The organism is Streptomyces monashensis, from assembly GCF_001866665.1.
Lineage (GTDB): Bacteria > Actinomycetota > Actinomycetes > Streptomycetales > Streptomycetaceae > Streptomyces > Streptomyces monashensis.
On sequence record NZ_MLYO01000048.1, the window covers coordinates 41,780 to 55,646 of the forward strand.

Sequence of the window (13,867 nt, forward strand, 5' to 3'; positions counted from 1 at the left end):
CGTTCACGCAGGGGCGTTCACGCGGGCCCCCTTCTAAAGGGGGCCCCGCGCGTGATCGCTTGGGCGCGTGTACGGCGTGGACGCTCGCGTGATCGCTTGACCTGCGGTTTTGCGGTCAGCGTGCACGCTGTGAGCGGTTCGCGGCGGGGTGTTCGCGTGAGGGCCGCGTGTACGGTCGCGTGATCGCTCCCGGGCGCTGTCGCTAGGTCGTCAGCCGACGGCGGTGAGGTGGCGTGCGGAGGCGTAGTAGCGGGTCTGCTGCCCGCCTCCGGCTCCTCCGGCGATGCCGTCGGCCTTGGTGGCCAGGCCGCTGTCGACGAGGCGGGCCAGGTGGCGGCGGGCCTTCTCCACGTCGGCGCGTTCGGGCTCGCCGCCGACCAGGACGGCCGCCAGGTCGCGTGCGGTCAGCCCGCCTGGGGCGTTGCGTAGCAGGACGGCGGGGTCCTTGCTGGGGTCGACCGTGGTGGTGCCGCGCACGTGGTCGTGGGTGACATCCAGCGGGCCGATCTCCCCGGTGGGGGTCTTCAGGTGGTGCAGGGTGACCGCGGGGTCGCCTGCTCGGCCGCTGATGAACAGAACGCTGCCCGCCCCGGCGGTGATCCACGCGGATCCGTAGACCTGGTCCAGGCTGGGGCGCTGGCCGCGCGGTGCGTCGGCGGTGGCTTTGCGCTGGTGGTGCAGCTCCATGATCTCCACGCCGCCTCGCAGGGCGCGCATGCGGGCATTGTGGAAGGCGACCGCGAGGCCGTCGTCGACCATCGTGCTCACGGCGTCCTTGAGGCTGTCGATCACGATTGTGTCCGCCCGGTGGGCCGCGGCAAGATCGGCAAGAAGGTCGGGCTCCTTGTCGAGGGTGGCGGGCAGCGGGCCCTCCCAGACCACGAGACGCTCACGCAGGATCTTCTCGTCCGTATCGAAGACGCGCCGGTCCATGGCCCTGGCGATCTGCCGGGGCCGGTCCATGGCCAGGTAGAGCACCCGCCTGCTCGGCGCGACCGGCATCTCCAGGACCGTCTCCTGCAGCCCCAGGCGGGCGAAGACTACCTGATGGGCCAGGGTGGTCTTGCCGACTCCGGGCGCGCCGACGATCATCAGGCTCTCGCCCGGTGCCCAGACGGTCTTCTCGCGCGTGCCCCACAACGGCTCGGCGTCCGCGCCGGTCTCCTTGACGAAGGACCACCCGTCCTTGGCGAAGCGGTTCAGACGTCCCTGGCCCGAGGCGAGTGCCCGCTCGCGCTCGGCCCGCATCTCCGCCTCGACCTCGCTGCGTATCGCTTCAGGGTCGGCGCCCGGCTCCTGGGCCCGCTGGACGGTGCGAACGGCGGAGGCCAGCAGGCGGCGCAGGTCGGCCTTCGCGCGGATGATCTCCGCGTGGTGCTCCGCGCTGGCGGCGTCGTAGAGCGCACTGGCGAGCTGGTGCAGATACGAGGCGCCGCCGACACGCTTCAGGTCCCCCTGCTGCTGGAGCAGCTCGGTCAGGACGATCGGGTCGGTGGGTTTGTCCTCGCGGTGCTGGGCGAGCATCGCGCGCCAGATGGTCTCGTGGGCGGGCCGGTAGAAGGCGTTGTCGCCCAGGATGGGCCGCACGGTGTCGATGACGTGGCTGTGGTGCATGCAGGCGCCGAGCACCGCGCTCTCGGCGTCCAGATTGAAGGGAGCCTGCCCAGGCTCGTCCGGAGATGACGCGTAGCCGTGCTCGAAGCGGGATGGCGTATTCGGTTGGGCGTCGGTCATACTGGGCATCAGCTCCTCTGCTCGCGGGCCATACGGGACGGCAATCCCGGCCTCGCGGGTCGATCGCTAGGGATGGCGGTTGAGAGGTTTGCGCTTGGCCCCCGGTGACAGCCGGGGGCTTTTTGCGTGCGGTGCTACGTGGGGTGGGTCGCGGCGATTCCTCGGGCTGGTCAGGGTGGGGCTATCAGTATGCCACATGCATTGCCGATCGCAGTAGTGTTCTGCATCTCGCAGAAACGCATGCTACTGTTGAGGGGTTACTGCAAATGGCAGTGGACTGCTACGAACGGAAGGGGGTAGCCCGTGGTAGACGACGACTCTCCGCAGGGTGTGCTGCTCAGCGGCGAGGCGAACGTCGCGGTACGCATCAAGCTGGAGCGCGAGGCGCGTGGGTGGAGCACCAATGCTCTGTCCGACCGCCTGAACGAGGCCGGCTTCGAGATGAACCCGTCCGCGGTCTGGCGCATCGAGAACGGCAAACGCCGCATCAACCTCGACGAGGCCATCGGCTTCTCCGAGGTCTTCGGCCTCGACCTGCGCAACCTCGTCGGCCCCCCGCAGCTTGCCGCCCAGGCCCGCGCCATGGAGCTCATCGACGCGGTCGTGGACGCGTTCCGCGAGACCCAGCGCGCCAACGCCGCCTACACCAAGGCGCGCGACGACCTCGATGCCTACCTCGCCGAGCACCCCGACCTCCGCGAGGAGGCCGACGTAATGGTCTCCAACGCCATCGCCGAGGCGTCCACCAAACACCTGCTGGAGACGTACGGCCCGCCACCTGGCGAGAGCCGCGACACCGGCCCCACCAACGAGACGTAGCTCGGCTCCCGCTCCCGTCCTGGGCCCGCCAACCCCCAGCACGGGACACCCCTCACGCCATCCCTAGCGATCGACCGGCGGGCCGGTGTTGCCGCACCCACGCCCGCCAGAAGAGGACTCACCCCTTGAATCGACCCGTAATATCCCCTGCCTCGACGCCAACTCCGCACCCCGACGCCGTTCTGCCGCGCCTCTACCTCCCCGAGGAAGTCGCCGCGGTCCTCGGCTGCTCCGCCTGGTGGGTCAAGGACCGCGCCCGCCGGCGACTCATCCCGTTCACCCGCGTCGGCCGCGCCTACCGCTTCTCGTCTGATCACCTCGCCGAGATCGTGCGCATGCACGAAGAGCGCCCGACTCGGAACCCGCAGCGTCCCTGTGGCATTGCTATGCCGGCTCGGCAGCCTGCCGTGCGAGAGCGTACCGAGGCAGCCGTGCCCACGGTTCGTCTCAAGGCCCGGCCGCCTCGCCGCATGACCAAGTCCCAGTTCGGAGCCGCCGCTTAACGCACCCCACACGAGAGAAGGGAGGGAACTCATGGGGTACGCAGAGAAGCGCGGCGGCTACTGGCGCGGCCGGTACAAGATCGAGGACGGCAAGTACGGCACGGTCGCCGATTCCACGGGTGCCGTGATCAAGTTCGCCACCAAGCGCGAGGCCAAGCAGGCCGCGGACGCCGAAGAGGTGACCGTTCGGCGCGGTCAGTGGCGCGACCCAGGGCTTGGGCAGGAGACCTTCGGCGAGTACGCCAGCCGCTGGTACGAGGCCCAGGACCTGGCCGCTTCGACCATGCAGAACTACAAGCGCCACATCGAGGAGCACCTGCTCCCCGAGTTCGAGGACAAGGCGCTCGCCGGCATCCTGCGCACGAACGTCGACGCCTGGGAGAAGAAGGAGAAGGCCCTGTACGCGGCCTCCAGCGTCAAGACCTGGCGCTCGACCCTCCACCTGATCTTCGAGGACGCGATCGACGAGGGCCTGATCACGTCCAACCCGGCCGCAAGGCGGCGCGGGCGCGGCAAACGCGCCGGCCGCTCCCGCAACCGCGGCCCGGAGAAGGTCGTCACTGACGCGCTCGGCATCCTGCTGACCGCAGAGCGAGCTGCCCTGCTCTCCGGCCGCGACGACGAGTTCGTCGCCGTCGTCCTCAAGGGCTACACAGGCAAGCGCTGGGGCGAAATCGTCGGCTTGGAGACGGAGTTCGTCCGACCTGATGCGTTCCGCGTCGAGTGGCAGCTGTACGAACTGGACACCGGCGAGCTGGTGCGCTGCCCGCCCAAGGACGACAGCTACCGGACCATCGACGCGATGGACTGGCTGTCGGCCCTGGTCTTCGATCACATCGCCCGCACGAAGCCGACACCCTGCCCATGCCACGGGAGGGCGTACGTTTTCCGAGGCCAGGGGGCAGCGCGGACCGGCGGCCACCACGGCGCCAAGCTCGCCGACGTAGCCCGGCTGGCCGGGGTCTCCACGGGGACCGTGTCCAATGTCCTCAACCACCCACACCGCGTCGCCGAAGCTACGCGGGTGCGGGTCGAGAAGGCCGTAGCCGACCTCGGATTCGTGCGAGGTGGCGCTGTCTCAAGGCATGCAGCCCACTGGCGCAGGAACGGTTTTGCGACCTGGTTGTTCACGCCGGCGGTCTCCGGCTGGTACCCGAAGAAGGCACCGCAGGAGGCCCGCCCCGTGCCCATCCTCGGCGAGCCGTGGCCCGGCATCCCGGCACGAGGGCGGGGCGCCACCGATCGCGCCGATGCCTGCTGGCTCCCGATCGCCTGGGGCCTCACACCCCACGGCCTCCGTCACACCCACCGGACGATGATGGAGGACCTGGGCACGGAGAAGGTGCTCATGGACGAGCGTATGGGCCACCTCGACGGTTCGGTCTCCGCGCGCTACGCCCACGTCACTCCAGGCATGCGCAAGCGCCTCATGCTGGGGCTGACCGAGCAGTGGGAGGCAGCGCTCGACGCCCGCCTGGCCCTGTGCCCGACTTCACCGGTGCGCGTGCTCAACAACCTTCTGCGTGCACGTGCGGTGGCCCTCCCGTAGCCCCACGGTGCCCCGCAACACTGTTGCGGGGCACCGCCGTTTCCCTTATGAGGTCGGCGATACAACGCTCATCCAGGTTGCATTGACCGATTCGGTGACACGAGCTCGTCCCGGATGACCAGATGGCCCTCAGCCTCGCCCTATCGCATGCACCAGATCACGCCACTTCGGTCCCCTTCGCGTTGCGCCTGCAACTTGGGATGCGAGAGGATGTTCGACGCACTGTGGGCTCTGGCGTCGCGAGGTGAAGCAGCGGCGATTGAGTAGTCCCGGCACACAACACGCTTACGGGGTGGGTGGATGAAGTTCGACATGGGGTCGACGACCCTGTCGCAGCTCGGGAAGAGCACCGTCGGCTCAAGCGACGACCTGGGAACGCTGATCAGGTTGCTGATCCAGGCGGCCGAACCGTTGGAGGGGAAGTTCAACGGTGCCGGCAAGGCCGCGTTCGACACGTTCAAGGTGCATGCCGACGAGATCACGGCGGACCTGAACAGCTCGCTGGGCGCGATCCTCGGCGGTCAGTCCGGTATGGACACGGCGTTCGGCAGTGGTGACGTGGAGTTGGGTGACAACGCGCACCAGAACATGGGGATGGCCAACTTCGACGCGGCCCGTTTCGGCGCGCGATAACCGTCCTCGAAGAGCAAGTCAACGCTGTCGTCACCGTCTTCAAGGGGGACTCGATCATGGCTCAGAACCAAGACCGCCGCTCGTACGACACCGGCGCCTCCGCCGACGTACAGACCAGCCTGGCCGGCATCATCGGTCATCTGGAGCGCGTGCTGGCCGACCGCGACCGGGCGGTCAAGGCGGCGATGGCCAACTTCCAGGCCGATGGTGTCTCGGACGAGTACCACGGCAAGGAGGTCCGCTGGCACAAAGCCGCGGCCGAGGTGCGCGAGATCATCCGTCTGGTGCGCAACACGCTGGAGCAGAACGACGGCACCGCTCAGGCCACCCTCGCCAAGGCGAAGGCAGCGGTCGACAACATCGGCTGACCGGCGGTTGGCGGTGCCCCTCTCCGCTCCCGTCGGCCGCTCGCCCGAACAGGCCATGCATCTGTAGCCTGCGCGACCATGGCTGACATGTTCGAGCTGATGCTTGCGTTGGACTTGCGTGACGAGTTGTCGGCGGGGGAACTCACGGAGCTGCGATGGCATCTGGGAGCAGGCCCCCAGCCGGAAACATTCCGTATCGTCACCGAATTTCCGGTCGTGGTGGATGACGAAGACGGAGAGTTCGTCATCGAGGATCATCCCGAGCCCCTTCTCGGCCAGCAGGGTGGTGGCTACAAGGTCGGGGGTGCACTTGTCTCCGTGCTGCTGCGTCTGCAGGACCCGGGGCAGGAGGGCTGGGCGCTGACCAGCCGGCAGGAGATCCATCCGGACGATTTCGAGCGCACTGGTGAACTCCTCAGCTGGCTTGCGGCCAAGGCCAGCGAGCGGCACCGAGGCTCCGGCGGCGAGGTCCATCTTGGCTGGATTCGGTTCTACGAAGAGCGCCTGCCCGTGCCTTTGGTAGTGCGTGACGGCGCAGTCGTCTGGCCGTCATAGGTCCGGGACGACGGGGCGAGGTGGTCACGGAGGCAGAGCGCTATGGCTGAGGCATCGTCGGCCTGCGCTGCTGACCGCCGCCCGTCTCCTGCCTCGTTGCGTCCCGAATCCGCACGGCGAGAAGATGTTCGGCGAGCACCCGCGTGTCCAGCGAACCGGATTTGAGTGATGTCAGCCCAGGATTACGACAGTCAGCTTCTTGAGTCCGTGGCGGTGCGGCGTCGGCGGTTGCGTGATGCCGTGTTGTTCGGGGCGCAGCGGCAGCGGCGGACCGTGGACGAGCGGCTCGGGAAGGCGTTCGCGGGGGTGGTGATCGCCGCCGTGGTGTGTGCCGGGTGTGTGGGGTGGTCCTTCATCGCACATCGCGTGATCGGGAAGGCTCCGTACGGGACCTCTGTGCCTGTGTTCACGCCCTCCGGTCAGCCCACCGCTCCACCGCAGCCTGCGAATTCGGCCCGATGATAGGTTCGAACGCGTGATATCCCGGGGGACTGTGAGCCGTACGGCACTGAGTCGAGTCACATTGGTCGGTGAGCGGCGTCGGGTGGATCTGGTGCTGCCGGCTCGGGAGCCTGTCGGGCTGCTGTTGCCCGAGGTGATGCGTCTGCTCGACGACCGGGTGGCCGAGCATCCGCAGGCCCGGCACCTGGTGACGGCCGACGGAAGTGCTCTGGAGCCGGATGCCACGCTGGAGTCGGCGGGAGTGCCCGACGGTGCTGTACTCCGGCTGGTCCGGGTCGAGGACGCGCCGTCCGCTCCGGTAGTCCATGACGTGAGTGACGAGGCTGCCGGCGATCTGGATGTGCGGGCCTGGCGGTGGGACGCGAGGGCGCGGCGGATCACGGCCGCGGGCGCGGGTGTGGTCTGGGCGTCGGCCGTCGGCTTCATGGCGCGCCAGGGATTCGAGGCCAAGGCCGCCGGATGGGCGCTCCTCGTGACCGCGGTGGTAGCCGCGGCGGCTGGTGCGCTGCTGGGGCGGGCCGGGCACAAGGGGCTTGCCGCCGCTCTGGTCGTGGTGAGCGCCGCTGTGGGCGTGCAGGGCGCCTGGTCGGTTGCCGACGCACAGGGCTGGCCGGGAGCGGTGCGGTTGGCCGCCGTGCTCTCGGTCCTGGTGGTGGCGCTGTTGCTGCTCGGGTGGTTCTCGCCGTTCGGGCGGGGTGCACTGGTCGGGGCAGGGGCGCTGGCCGGAGCGGGCGCGTGCTGGGAGGTGGCGCTCGCGTTTCAGTCCGGCGGAGCCGGTTCGGCACGTGCCGGGGCGCTGCTCGCCGTGGTGTCCGTTGTCGCGCTGGGCGTGCTGCCCCGGTTGGCGCTGGCGGCGTCGGGCCTGTCCGGGCTGGACGACCGGCGTTCCGCGGGCTCGTCCGTCAGCCGCTACCAGGTGGCCACCGCGTTGGCCGCCACGCATCGGGGGCTGGCGCTGGCGACGCTCGTCACCGCGGTCTGCGGTGCCGTTGCCGGAGTGCTGGCGGTACGTACCGTAACGGTATGGACGGTGCTGCTGGCCGTCGCCGCGGCGTTCGTCCTCGCGCTGCGGGCGCGCGCCTACCCGCTGGTGGCGGAGGTAGTCGCACTGCTCGCGGCATCCATGGTGGTGGCGCTGCGGTTGGCCTGGTTGTGGCGGGAGCACTCGGGAGCCCCGGCACCGCTCGCCGCTCTCGGCGTGCTGGTCGTGCTGTCCCTGGGTGTGCTGGCCGTGCAGCCCGCCGAGCATGTCCGAGTACGGCTGCGCAAGGCCGGCGACGTGCTGGAGTCGGCTGGTGTGGTCGCTCTGTTCCCGCTGGTCCTCGGGGTGTTCGGGGTGTACGGGCGGCTCCTGGGCACCTTCGCGTGAGGTGGCGGTGATGACGACTTCCGGCCGCTGGCAGGACGACGTGCTGCGTGAGCTGACCGCGGGGCCGGCCGACGAGGTGCGCGAGCAGCCTGCGCCGGGTGAAGCCCGGCAGCCCTTGCCCGTGCGCCTCCCGGACGAGGAGCGCCCCAACCCGGGTCGGCCGTCCCGCGAACAGCACACCACGGGTCCGGTCTCGCGCGAGAACGAGCAGCAGTCCGCCCCGCACACCCCGGCTCAAGCGCCCCCGCGCATGGCGAACGAGGTTCCGCCGGCACCGCCGGCCCAGGCTCACGCCGGTACCGGCTCCTCCGCTCCCGGCGTCGAGGCAGCCTCGCAGACCCCGGCGACGCCACCGAACGCATCCCCCGCCGTACGGCCGCCCCGCCAGGCCCGGCTGCCCATGGCGACGCCCGAGCCTGTGCCGACGCTCGACCCGCGCCTCGCCATAGCGCTTGGTTCTCCTCAGCACGGCGACTCGCTGGTCCGGCGCTCGGGCCGGTCGCTGCGCAAGCTGACCTCGTCGGCTGCGCAGGAGGTCGCCGAGGAGAGCCGGCTGGGCGGTCTGCTGCAGCAGCCGGTGACCACGGGCCGGGTGATCGCGGTGACGTCGATCCGAGGTGGTGTCGGCAAGACCACGACCGCCGCGCTGCTCGCGCGGACGTTCAGCCACTACCGACACGACCCGGTGCTCGCCCTGGAGGCGGACGCCGCTCTGGGGACGCTGCCGGTGCGGATGGGCGCTCAGTCCGTACGCTGGTCGTGCGTCGAACTCGCCCGGATCCTCACCCCGTCGATGCAACTGACCGACGTCACCGGGTACCTGGTGCCCGTTGCGGACGGCGGCTGGCTGCTGCCCGCTAGTCAAGGGCGGGTGGGTGCCCCGCTGGACGTTGCGACCTACCGCACTGTCACGCTCGCGCTACGGCGTTACTTCGCCGTCACTGTGGTCGACTGCGAGACGCTGCCCGGCGAGGTGGCCCGCACCGCGATGGACACCGCGCACGCGCGGGTGGTCGTTGCCCCGCTCACCGCCGAAGGGGTGGGCGGTACCCGCATCGTCCTGGACTGGCTCGGCGGGCTGCCGCATGGCGCGCTCGCGTCCACCGTCGTGGCCCTCACCTCGAACACGCCCGATGCGCATCTCGATCTGAAGGCCGCCACGGCCCATTTGCGGGAAACCGGAGTCACCCTCGTGCATCTGCCCTACGACCGGCATCTGGCCGGTGGCGGACCGATCATGCCCGACCGGCTCGGCGAGGCCACGCGCCGCGCGGCCACCCAGCTCGCCGCCGAGACGCTGCAGAGGGCGGTGCGGGTGCGTTGACCCAGCAACAGGTCCACCGCCCAGCACGCTCGACGCGCCCTCTGCTCCCGCTGGCGGCCCGCACGATCGAGCCTCCGCCGAACCTGCCCGAAGGCAAGACCGGCAGCCCGGCGACCGCGCTGTTGCCGATGGCCGGCGTCATGAGCTCGGTCGTGATGATGACGGTGATCCGCTCCAGCCAGTTCGCGGGCCTGGGCGCCGTCGTCCTCGTCATCGCGCTGCTCGGTGCGGTCGCCCTGTTCCTCTCGCAGCGCGGCAAGGCACAGCGCCAGCGGCGCGTCCAGCGTGAGCGGTACCTGGAGTACCTGGAAGAGCTGCGCGCCAATCTGGGCGCTGACGAGCGAGAGCGTCGTCGTGCCGCCCGGCTGTTGCACCCCGCGCCCGCGGCCCTGTACGACGTTCTGCGTGATCCGGGCCGGCTGTGGGAGCGGCGCCGTACGGACACGGACTTCCTTCACATGCGGGTCGGTGTCGGTGACGTACCCGTGCAGGAGCTGACTATCGGCCAGCAGGCGGTCGGAGGCGTGCTCACCCCGCCTGACCCGTTCATGCTGAACGAGGCGCGCGCCCTGCAGGCCCGCTTCAGCACGGTGTCGGACCATCCGCTGACCGTTCCGCTGGACCGGGCTGGCAACGTCAGCATCGTTGGCGACCGTGCGGGGGTGCTGCGCGTCGCGCGGTCCCTGCTCGTGCAGGTGGCCGTGACCCACGCGCCGGACGACGTGGCCGTCGCGCTCGCGATGCCCGGGGACCGTGTCGAGGAGTGGGAGTGGGCGAAGTGGCTCCCGCACGTTCTCGACCCGCAAAGCCATGACGGCGCCCTCGCAGCACGCCGTATCGCTCCAGGCATGGCTCAGCTGGCTCAGGTGATCGGCACGGATCTGGGGCGGCTTGCCTCGTACGCGGCGGAGGTGCGCCGTGGGCTGTCCGACAGGAAGGCGCTCGCGCTGACCGACCGGCTGCTGGTGCTCAGCGACGCGTACGGGGAGAACGCCGTCGACCTTCCGCGTCCGGACGCCGCCGTCGCCCTGGACGACATGGGTGTCACGGTCCTGCACCTGCTCGCCGAACAGATCCACGAGCCCGATCACGTGTCCGTGCGCATCACCGTCGACGGCAACGAGGTCACCGTAGAGGATCTGCGCGGAGAGCAGGTCGTACGGACGGACGGGGTCGTCGACCGCACCGAGCTCCCCGAGGCAGAGGGCCTCGCCCGAGCCCTCGCGCCGCTGCGGCTGTCCGCGGAGACCGCTGCCGAGGGCATGCCCGTCTCCGGCCCGGTCGACTTCCCGCAGCTGCTCGGCATCGACGACATGGCCGCCCTCGACCCGGTCCGGACGTGGGCGCCGCGCGGGGAGCGGGACTTCCTGCGCGTGCCGATCGGCCTGGACGACCGGCATCAGCCGGTGCTGCTCGACCTGAAGGAGTCTGCCGAACTCGGCATGGGGCCGCACGGGCTGTGCGTTGGCGCGACAGGCTCCGGCAAGAGCGAACTACTGCGTACCCTCGTCCTTGCGCTGGTGACGACGCACGGACCGGACGATCTGGCGATGGTCCTCGTCGACTACAAGGGCGGTGCCACCTTCGCCCCGTTCGCCGGCCTGCCGCACGTGGCGGGAGTCATCACGAACCTGGAGAACCAGGCCGGACTGGTCGAGCGTGTCCACACCTCCCTCGCCGGTGAGATCAAACGCCGCCAGCAGGTCCTCAAGGACGCGGGCAACATCGCCGACATCGGGCACTACCGCACCTTGCGCGCCACGGCCCGGCCCGAACTTGAGCCGCTGCCCCATCTGTTCGTCGTCATCGACGAGTTTGGTGAACTCCTCACCGCGAAACCGGACTTCATCGACCTGTTCCTGTCGATCGGCCGCATCGGCCGTTCCATCGGTGTCCACCTGCTGCTATCCAGCCAGCGCATCGAGGGCGGCAAGCTCAGGGGGCTGGAGACGTACCTGTCGTACCGGCTCGGTCTGCGCACCTTCTCGGCGGATGAGTCCCGCACGGTCCTGGAGACCACCGACGCCTTCCACCTGCCGCCCCTGCCCGGCTTCGGCTACCTGAAGGTCGACACCTCCACCTACACCCGCTTCAAGGCCGGCTTCGTCTCCGGTGCGTACCGCGGCCCCGCCGTACACCAGAGCACCGTCGACGCCGAGCCGCTCGCCTGGACGTACCCGGCGTTCAACGCCCCGGCACTGATACCCACGACGGCGGATGACACCCCGGCGCCGCGTGAGCGCGAGACCGGTCCGACGGTCCTGGGCGTCGCGGTCGGCCGGCTCACCGAAGCCGCCGAACCGTTGCGCCGGATCTGGCTGCCGCCGCTGCCCGAAGCGCTCACTCTCGACGTGGCAGCGGGTCCCGTACAGGTATCCGCTGACGGCCTCCGGCTCGCCCACCCCGGCGGCCCGTTGCAGGTGCCGCTGGGCGTCCTCGACGATCCGGCCCGGCAGTGGCAGGGCCCGTGGGTGCACGATCTGAACTCCGCGGGCGGGCACACTGCCGTCATCGGCGGCCCGGCCTCCGGCAAGACGACCCTGCTGCGCACCCTGGCGCTCTCCCTGGCCCTCACCCACACACCGCGTGACGTCGCAATCTACGGCCTGGACCTGGCCGGCGGTGGCCTGAGCGCCCTGGCGGACCTGCCGCACGTCGGCGGTATCGCGACCCGCGCCAGCCACGAGCGCGCCGCCCGTACCGTCGCCGAGGTGCACGCCATGCTCGCCGAGCGCGAGGAGATCTTCCGCGAACGGGGCATCGACTCGGTCGACCAGCTGCGGGCTTTGCGGGGACGCGGGCAACTTCCTCAGCTCGGTTCCACCGACGTGGTGCTGCTCATCGACGGATTCGGTGCTCTGCGCGACGAGTTCGCGCACCTAGATGACGATGTGGCCGACCTCCTCAAGCGGGGAAGCGGCTATGGCATCCATGTCGTGGCGGGCATGCTCCGCTGGAACGACGTACGCATCGCTACCCAGTCCCTGTTCGGCAGCCGCATCGAACTGCGCCTGAACGACCCGGCCGACTCCTCCGTCGACCGCAAGCTCTCCGCGACTCTCTCGGCGGACACACCGGGCCGGGCTCTGACGGACGGCAAGCTGTTCGCCCAGGCGGCACTCCCTCGCATTGACGCCCATGCCACGACGGACGGGCTCGGCCAGGCCCTGGAGCAGGCGGCGGCCACCCTGCGCGCCACCTGGCACGGTGACACCGCCGCGCCCGTGCGGGTGCTGCCGACCAGGCTGCCCGCTCATCGCCTGCCCTCCATCTCGGCGGAGCCGCGCGCGATCCCGATCGGTGTCGACCAGGAGACCCTCTCCACGACCGTCTTGGACCTGTTCGGCGCCGACCAGCACCTGCTGGTCCTTGGCGACAACGAGTGCGGCAAGACGAATCTGCTCAGGCTCGTCTCCCGCTCCCTCATCGACCGCTATGACAAGGACGAGCTGGTCTTCGGTGTGTTCGATCCGCGGCGCGGCCTGCGGGGAGTGATCCCGGAGCCGTACCGCGGCGGCTACGCGCACAACGCCGCCCTCTCCCAGGCACTCGCCACCGGCATCGCGACCGAACTGGAAAAACGTCTGCCGGAGGCCCCCGACCCCGACGCCCTGACCGATGAGCCGTCGTTCACCGGTCCGCGGATCGTGATCCTGATCGATGACTACGACATCCTCACCGCGGCTGGGCAGCAGCCCCTTGCCCCGTTCCTGCCCTACATCTCCTCGGCCCGCGACATCGGCCTGCACTTCGTCGTCGCTCGCCGGGTCGCCGGAGCCTCACGAGCCCTGTACGAGCCGTTCCTGACGGCACTGCGTGAAACCGGGACGACGGCGCTGGTGATGACGGGCGACCGCACCGAAGGCCAGCTCTTCCCCGGCCTGTACGCCTCCGCCCAGCCGCCCGGCCGCGGCACCCTGGTCCGCCGCGGCCACCGTCATCAGCTGATCCAGACCGCGCTCGCACCCGAGACCGAGCCAACGCAGTCCCCAGCATGACCAATTAATTGGGCGTGCCGCGCCTTTGGCCAGAAGCGTGTGGCTGCTGCAACAACCGATCTGATAGGGATGAATGTCCTGTTGTCAGTGGCGCGTGCGATGCTGAGCAGCGCTGATGGAACGTATCTGCGGTAGACGCAACGGGGGTTGACGTGACGGGGTGGGACATCAGTCCCAGCGGGGTGGAGTCCATTCTGTCCTTGGTGGGTCTTGCGGCCGATGACCTGAGCAAGGACGTCAAGGGCTACGGTACGAGCGTCCAGGACGCGGCGGAGTCCGCGGGCACGATCAGCGGCCCGTACTGCGGTGGTCCGCCGGTGGGGCCGGTGGGTGCTGCGGTCGCGAACTTCGTGTCCGATACCGAGAGCTCGATCAAGTTCATGGCGGCCCGTATCAAGAAGACGATGGACGGGACGGTCAAGGCGACCGGTGCGTACATCGATGGGGACCTGGCGATGGCCGCCCGGGCCCAGCGTGACGCGGCCAAGGCGCCCACCCCGGCCGAGCTGCAGGCCGTGGGCGAGCGGGCTAAGCACGGGGGCGGGGAGTAGTT

The 13,867-nt window shown here is 69.9% G+C and carries 12 protein-coding genes; 11 read left to right on the plus strand and 1 reads right to left on the minus strand.

What is annotated here, in order from left to right:
- Positions 1–210: 210 nt before the first annotated feature.
- On the minus strand, positions 211–1,734 hold the full coding sequence (locus tag BIV23_RS27040; RefSeq protein WP_281250169.1) for a DnaB-like helicase N-terminal domain-containing protein: 1,524 nt from the start codon (positions 1,732–1,734) through the stop codon (positions 211–213).
- Positions 1,735–2,037: 303 nt separating this feature from the next.
- On the opposite strand from BIV23_RS27040, the gene BIV23_RS27045 reads away from it, so the two are divergent.
- From BIV23_RS27045 to BIV23_RS27090, 11 genes are all read left to right on the plus strand, one after another.
- Positions 2,038–2,553 carry a helix-turn-helix domain-containing protein gene (locus BIV23_RS27045; RefSeq protein ID WP_071383585.1) on the plus strand — a complete coding sequence of 172 codons (516 nt, stop codon included), beginning with the start codon at positions 2,038–2,040 and terminating at the stop codon, positions 2,551–2,553.
- A 140-nt stretch (positions 2,554–2,693) separates the two neighbouring features.
- On the plus strand, positions 2,694–3,056 hold the full coding sequence (locus tag BIV23_RS52215; RefSeq protein ID WP_079173406.1) for a helix-turn-helix domain-containing protein: 363 nt from the start codon (positions 2,694–2,696) through the stop codon (positions 3,054–3,056).
- Positions 3,057–3,087: 31 nt separating this feature from the next.
- Entirely contained in the window at positions 3,088–4,605 is a 1,518-nt protein-coding gene (locus BIV23_RS27050; protein ID WP_071383586.1) for a LacI family DNA-binding transcriptional regulator, read from the plus strand.
- 300 nt (positions 4,606–4,905) lie between these two features.
- A complete protein-coding gene (locus tag BIV23_RS27055) occupies positions 4,906–5,238 on the plus strand; it encodes a hypothetical protein (RefSeq protein WP_069779576.1) in 333 nt (110 codons plus the stop codon).
- Between the two features lie 56 nt (positions 5,239–5,294).
- On the plus strand, positions 5,295–5,606 hold the full coding sequence (locus BIV23_RS27060) for a pore-forming ESAT-6 family protein (RefSeq protein ID WP_071383587.1): 312 nt from the start codon (positions 5,295–5,297) through the stop codon (positions 5,604–5,606).
- A gap of 78 nt (positions 5,607–5,684) precedes the next feature.
- Positions 5,685–6,161 (plus strand): hypothetical protein, encoded by a 477-nt coding sequence (locus tag BIV23_RS27065; RefSeq protein ID WP_071383588.1) that lies wholly within the window; start codon positions 5,685–5,687, stop codon positions 6,159–6,161.
- Positions 6,162–6,329: 168 nt separating this feature from the next.
- Entirely contained in the window at positions 6,330–6,623 is a 294-nt protein-coding gene (locus tag BIV23_RS52220) for a hypothetical protein (RefSeq protein WP_071383589.1), read from the plus strand.
- A 13-nt stretch (positions 6,624–6,636) separates the two neighbouring features.
- Positions 6,637–7,992 (plus strand): type VII secretion integral membrane protein EccD, encoded by a 1,356-nt coding sequence (gene eccD, locus BIV23_RS27075; protein WP_079173396.1) that lies wholly within the window; start codon positions 6,637–6,639, stop codon positions 7,990–7,992.
- A 10-nt stretch (positions 7,993–8,002) separates the two neighbouring features.
- Entirely contained in the window at positions 8,003–9,316 is a 1,314-nt protein-coding gene (locus tag BIV23_RS27080) for a nucleotide-binding protein (protein WP_245790661.1), read from the plus strand.
- Positions 9,313–13,314: a type VII secretion protein EccCa gene (gene eccCa / locus BIV23_RS27085; protein WP_071383590.1), complete on the plus strand. Its 4,002-nt coding sequence runs from the start codon at positions 9,313–9,315 to the stop codon at positions 13,312–13,314. Before BIV23_RS27080 ends, eccCa begins: the two co-directional genes overlap by 4 nt.
- A gap of 152 nt (positions 13,315–13,466) precedes the next feature.
- Positions 13,467–13,865 carry a DUF6507 family protein gene (locus BIV23_RS27090; protein ID WP_071383591.1) on the plus strand — a complete coding sequence of 133 codons (399 nt, stop codon included), beginning with the start codon at positions 13,467–13,469 and terminating at the stop codon, positions 13,863–13,865.
- Positions 13,866–13,867 lie beyond the last annotated feature (2 nt).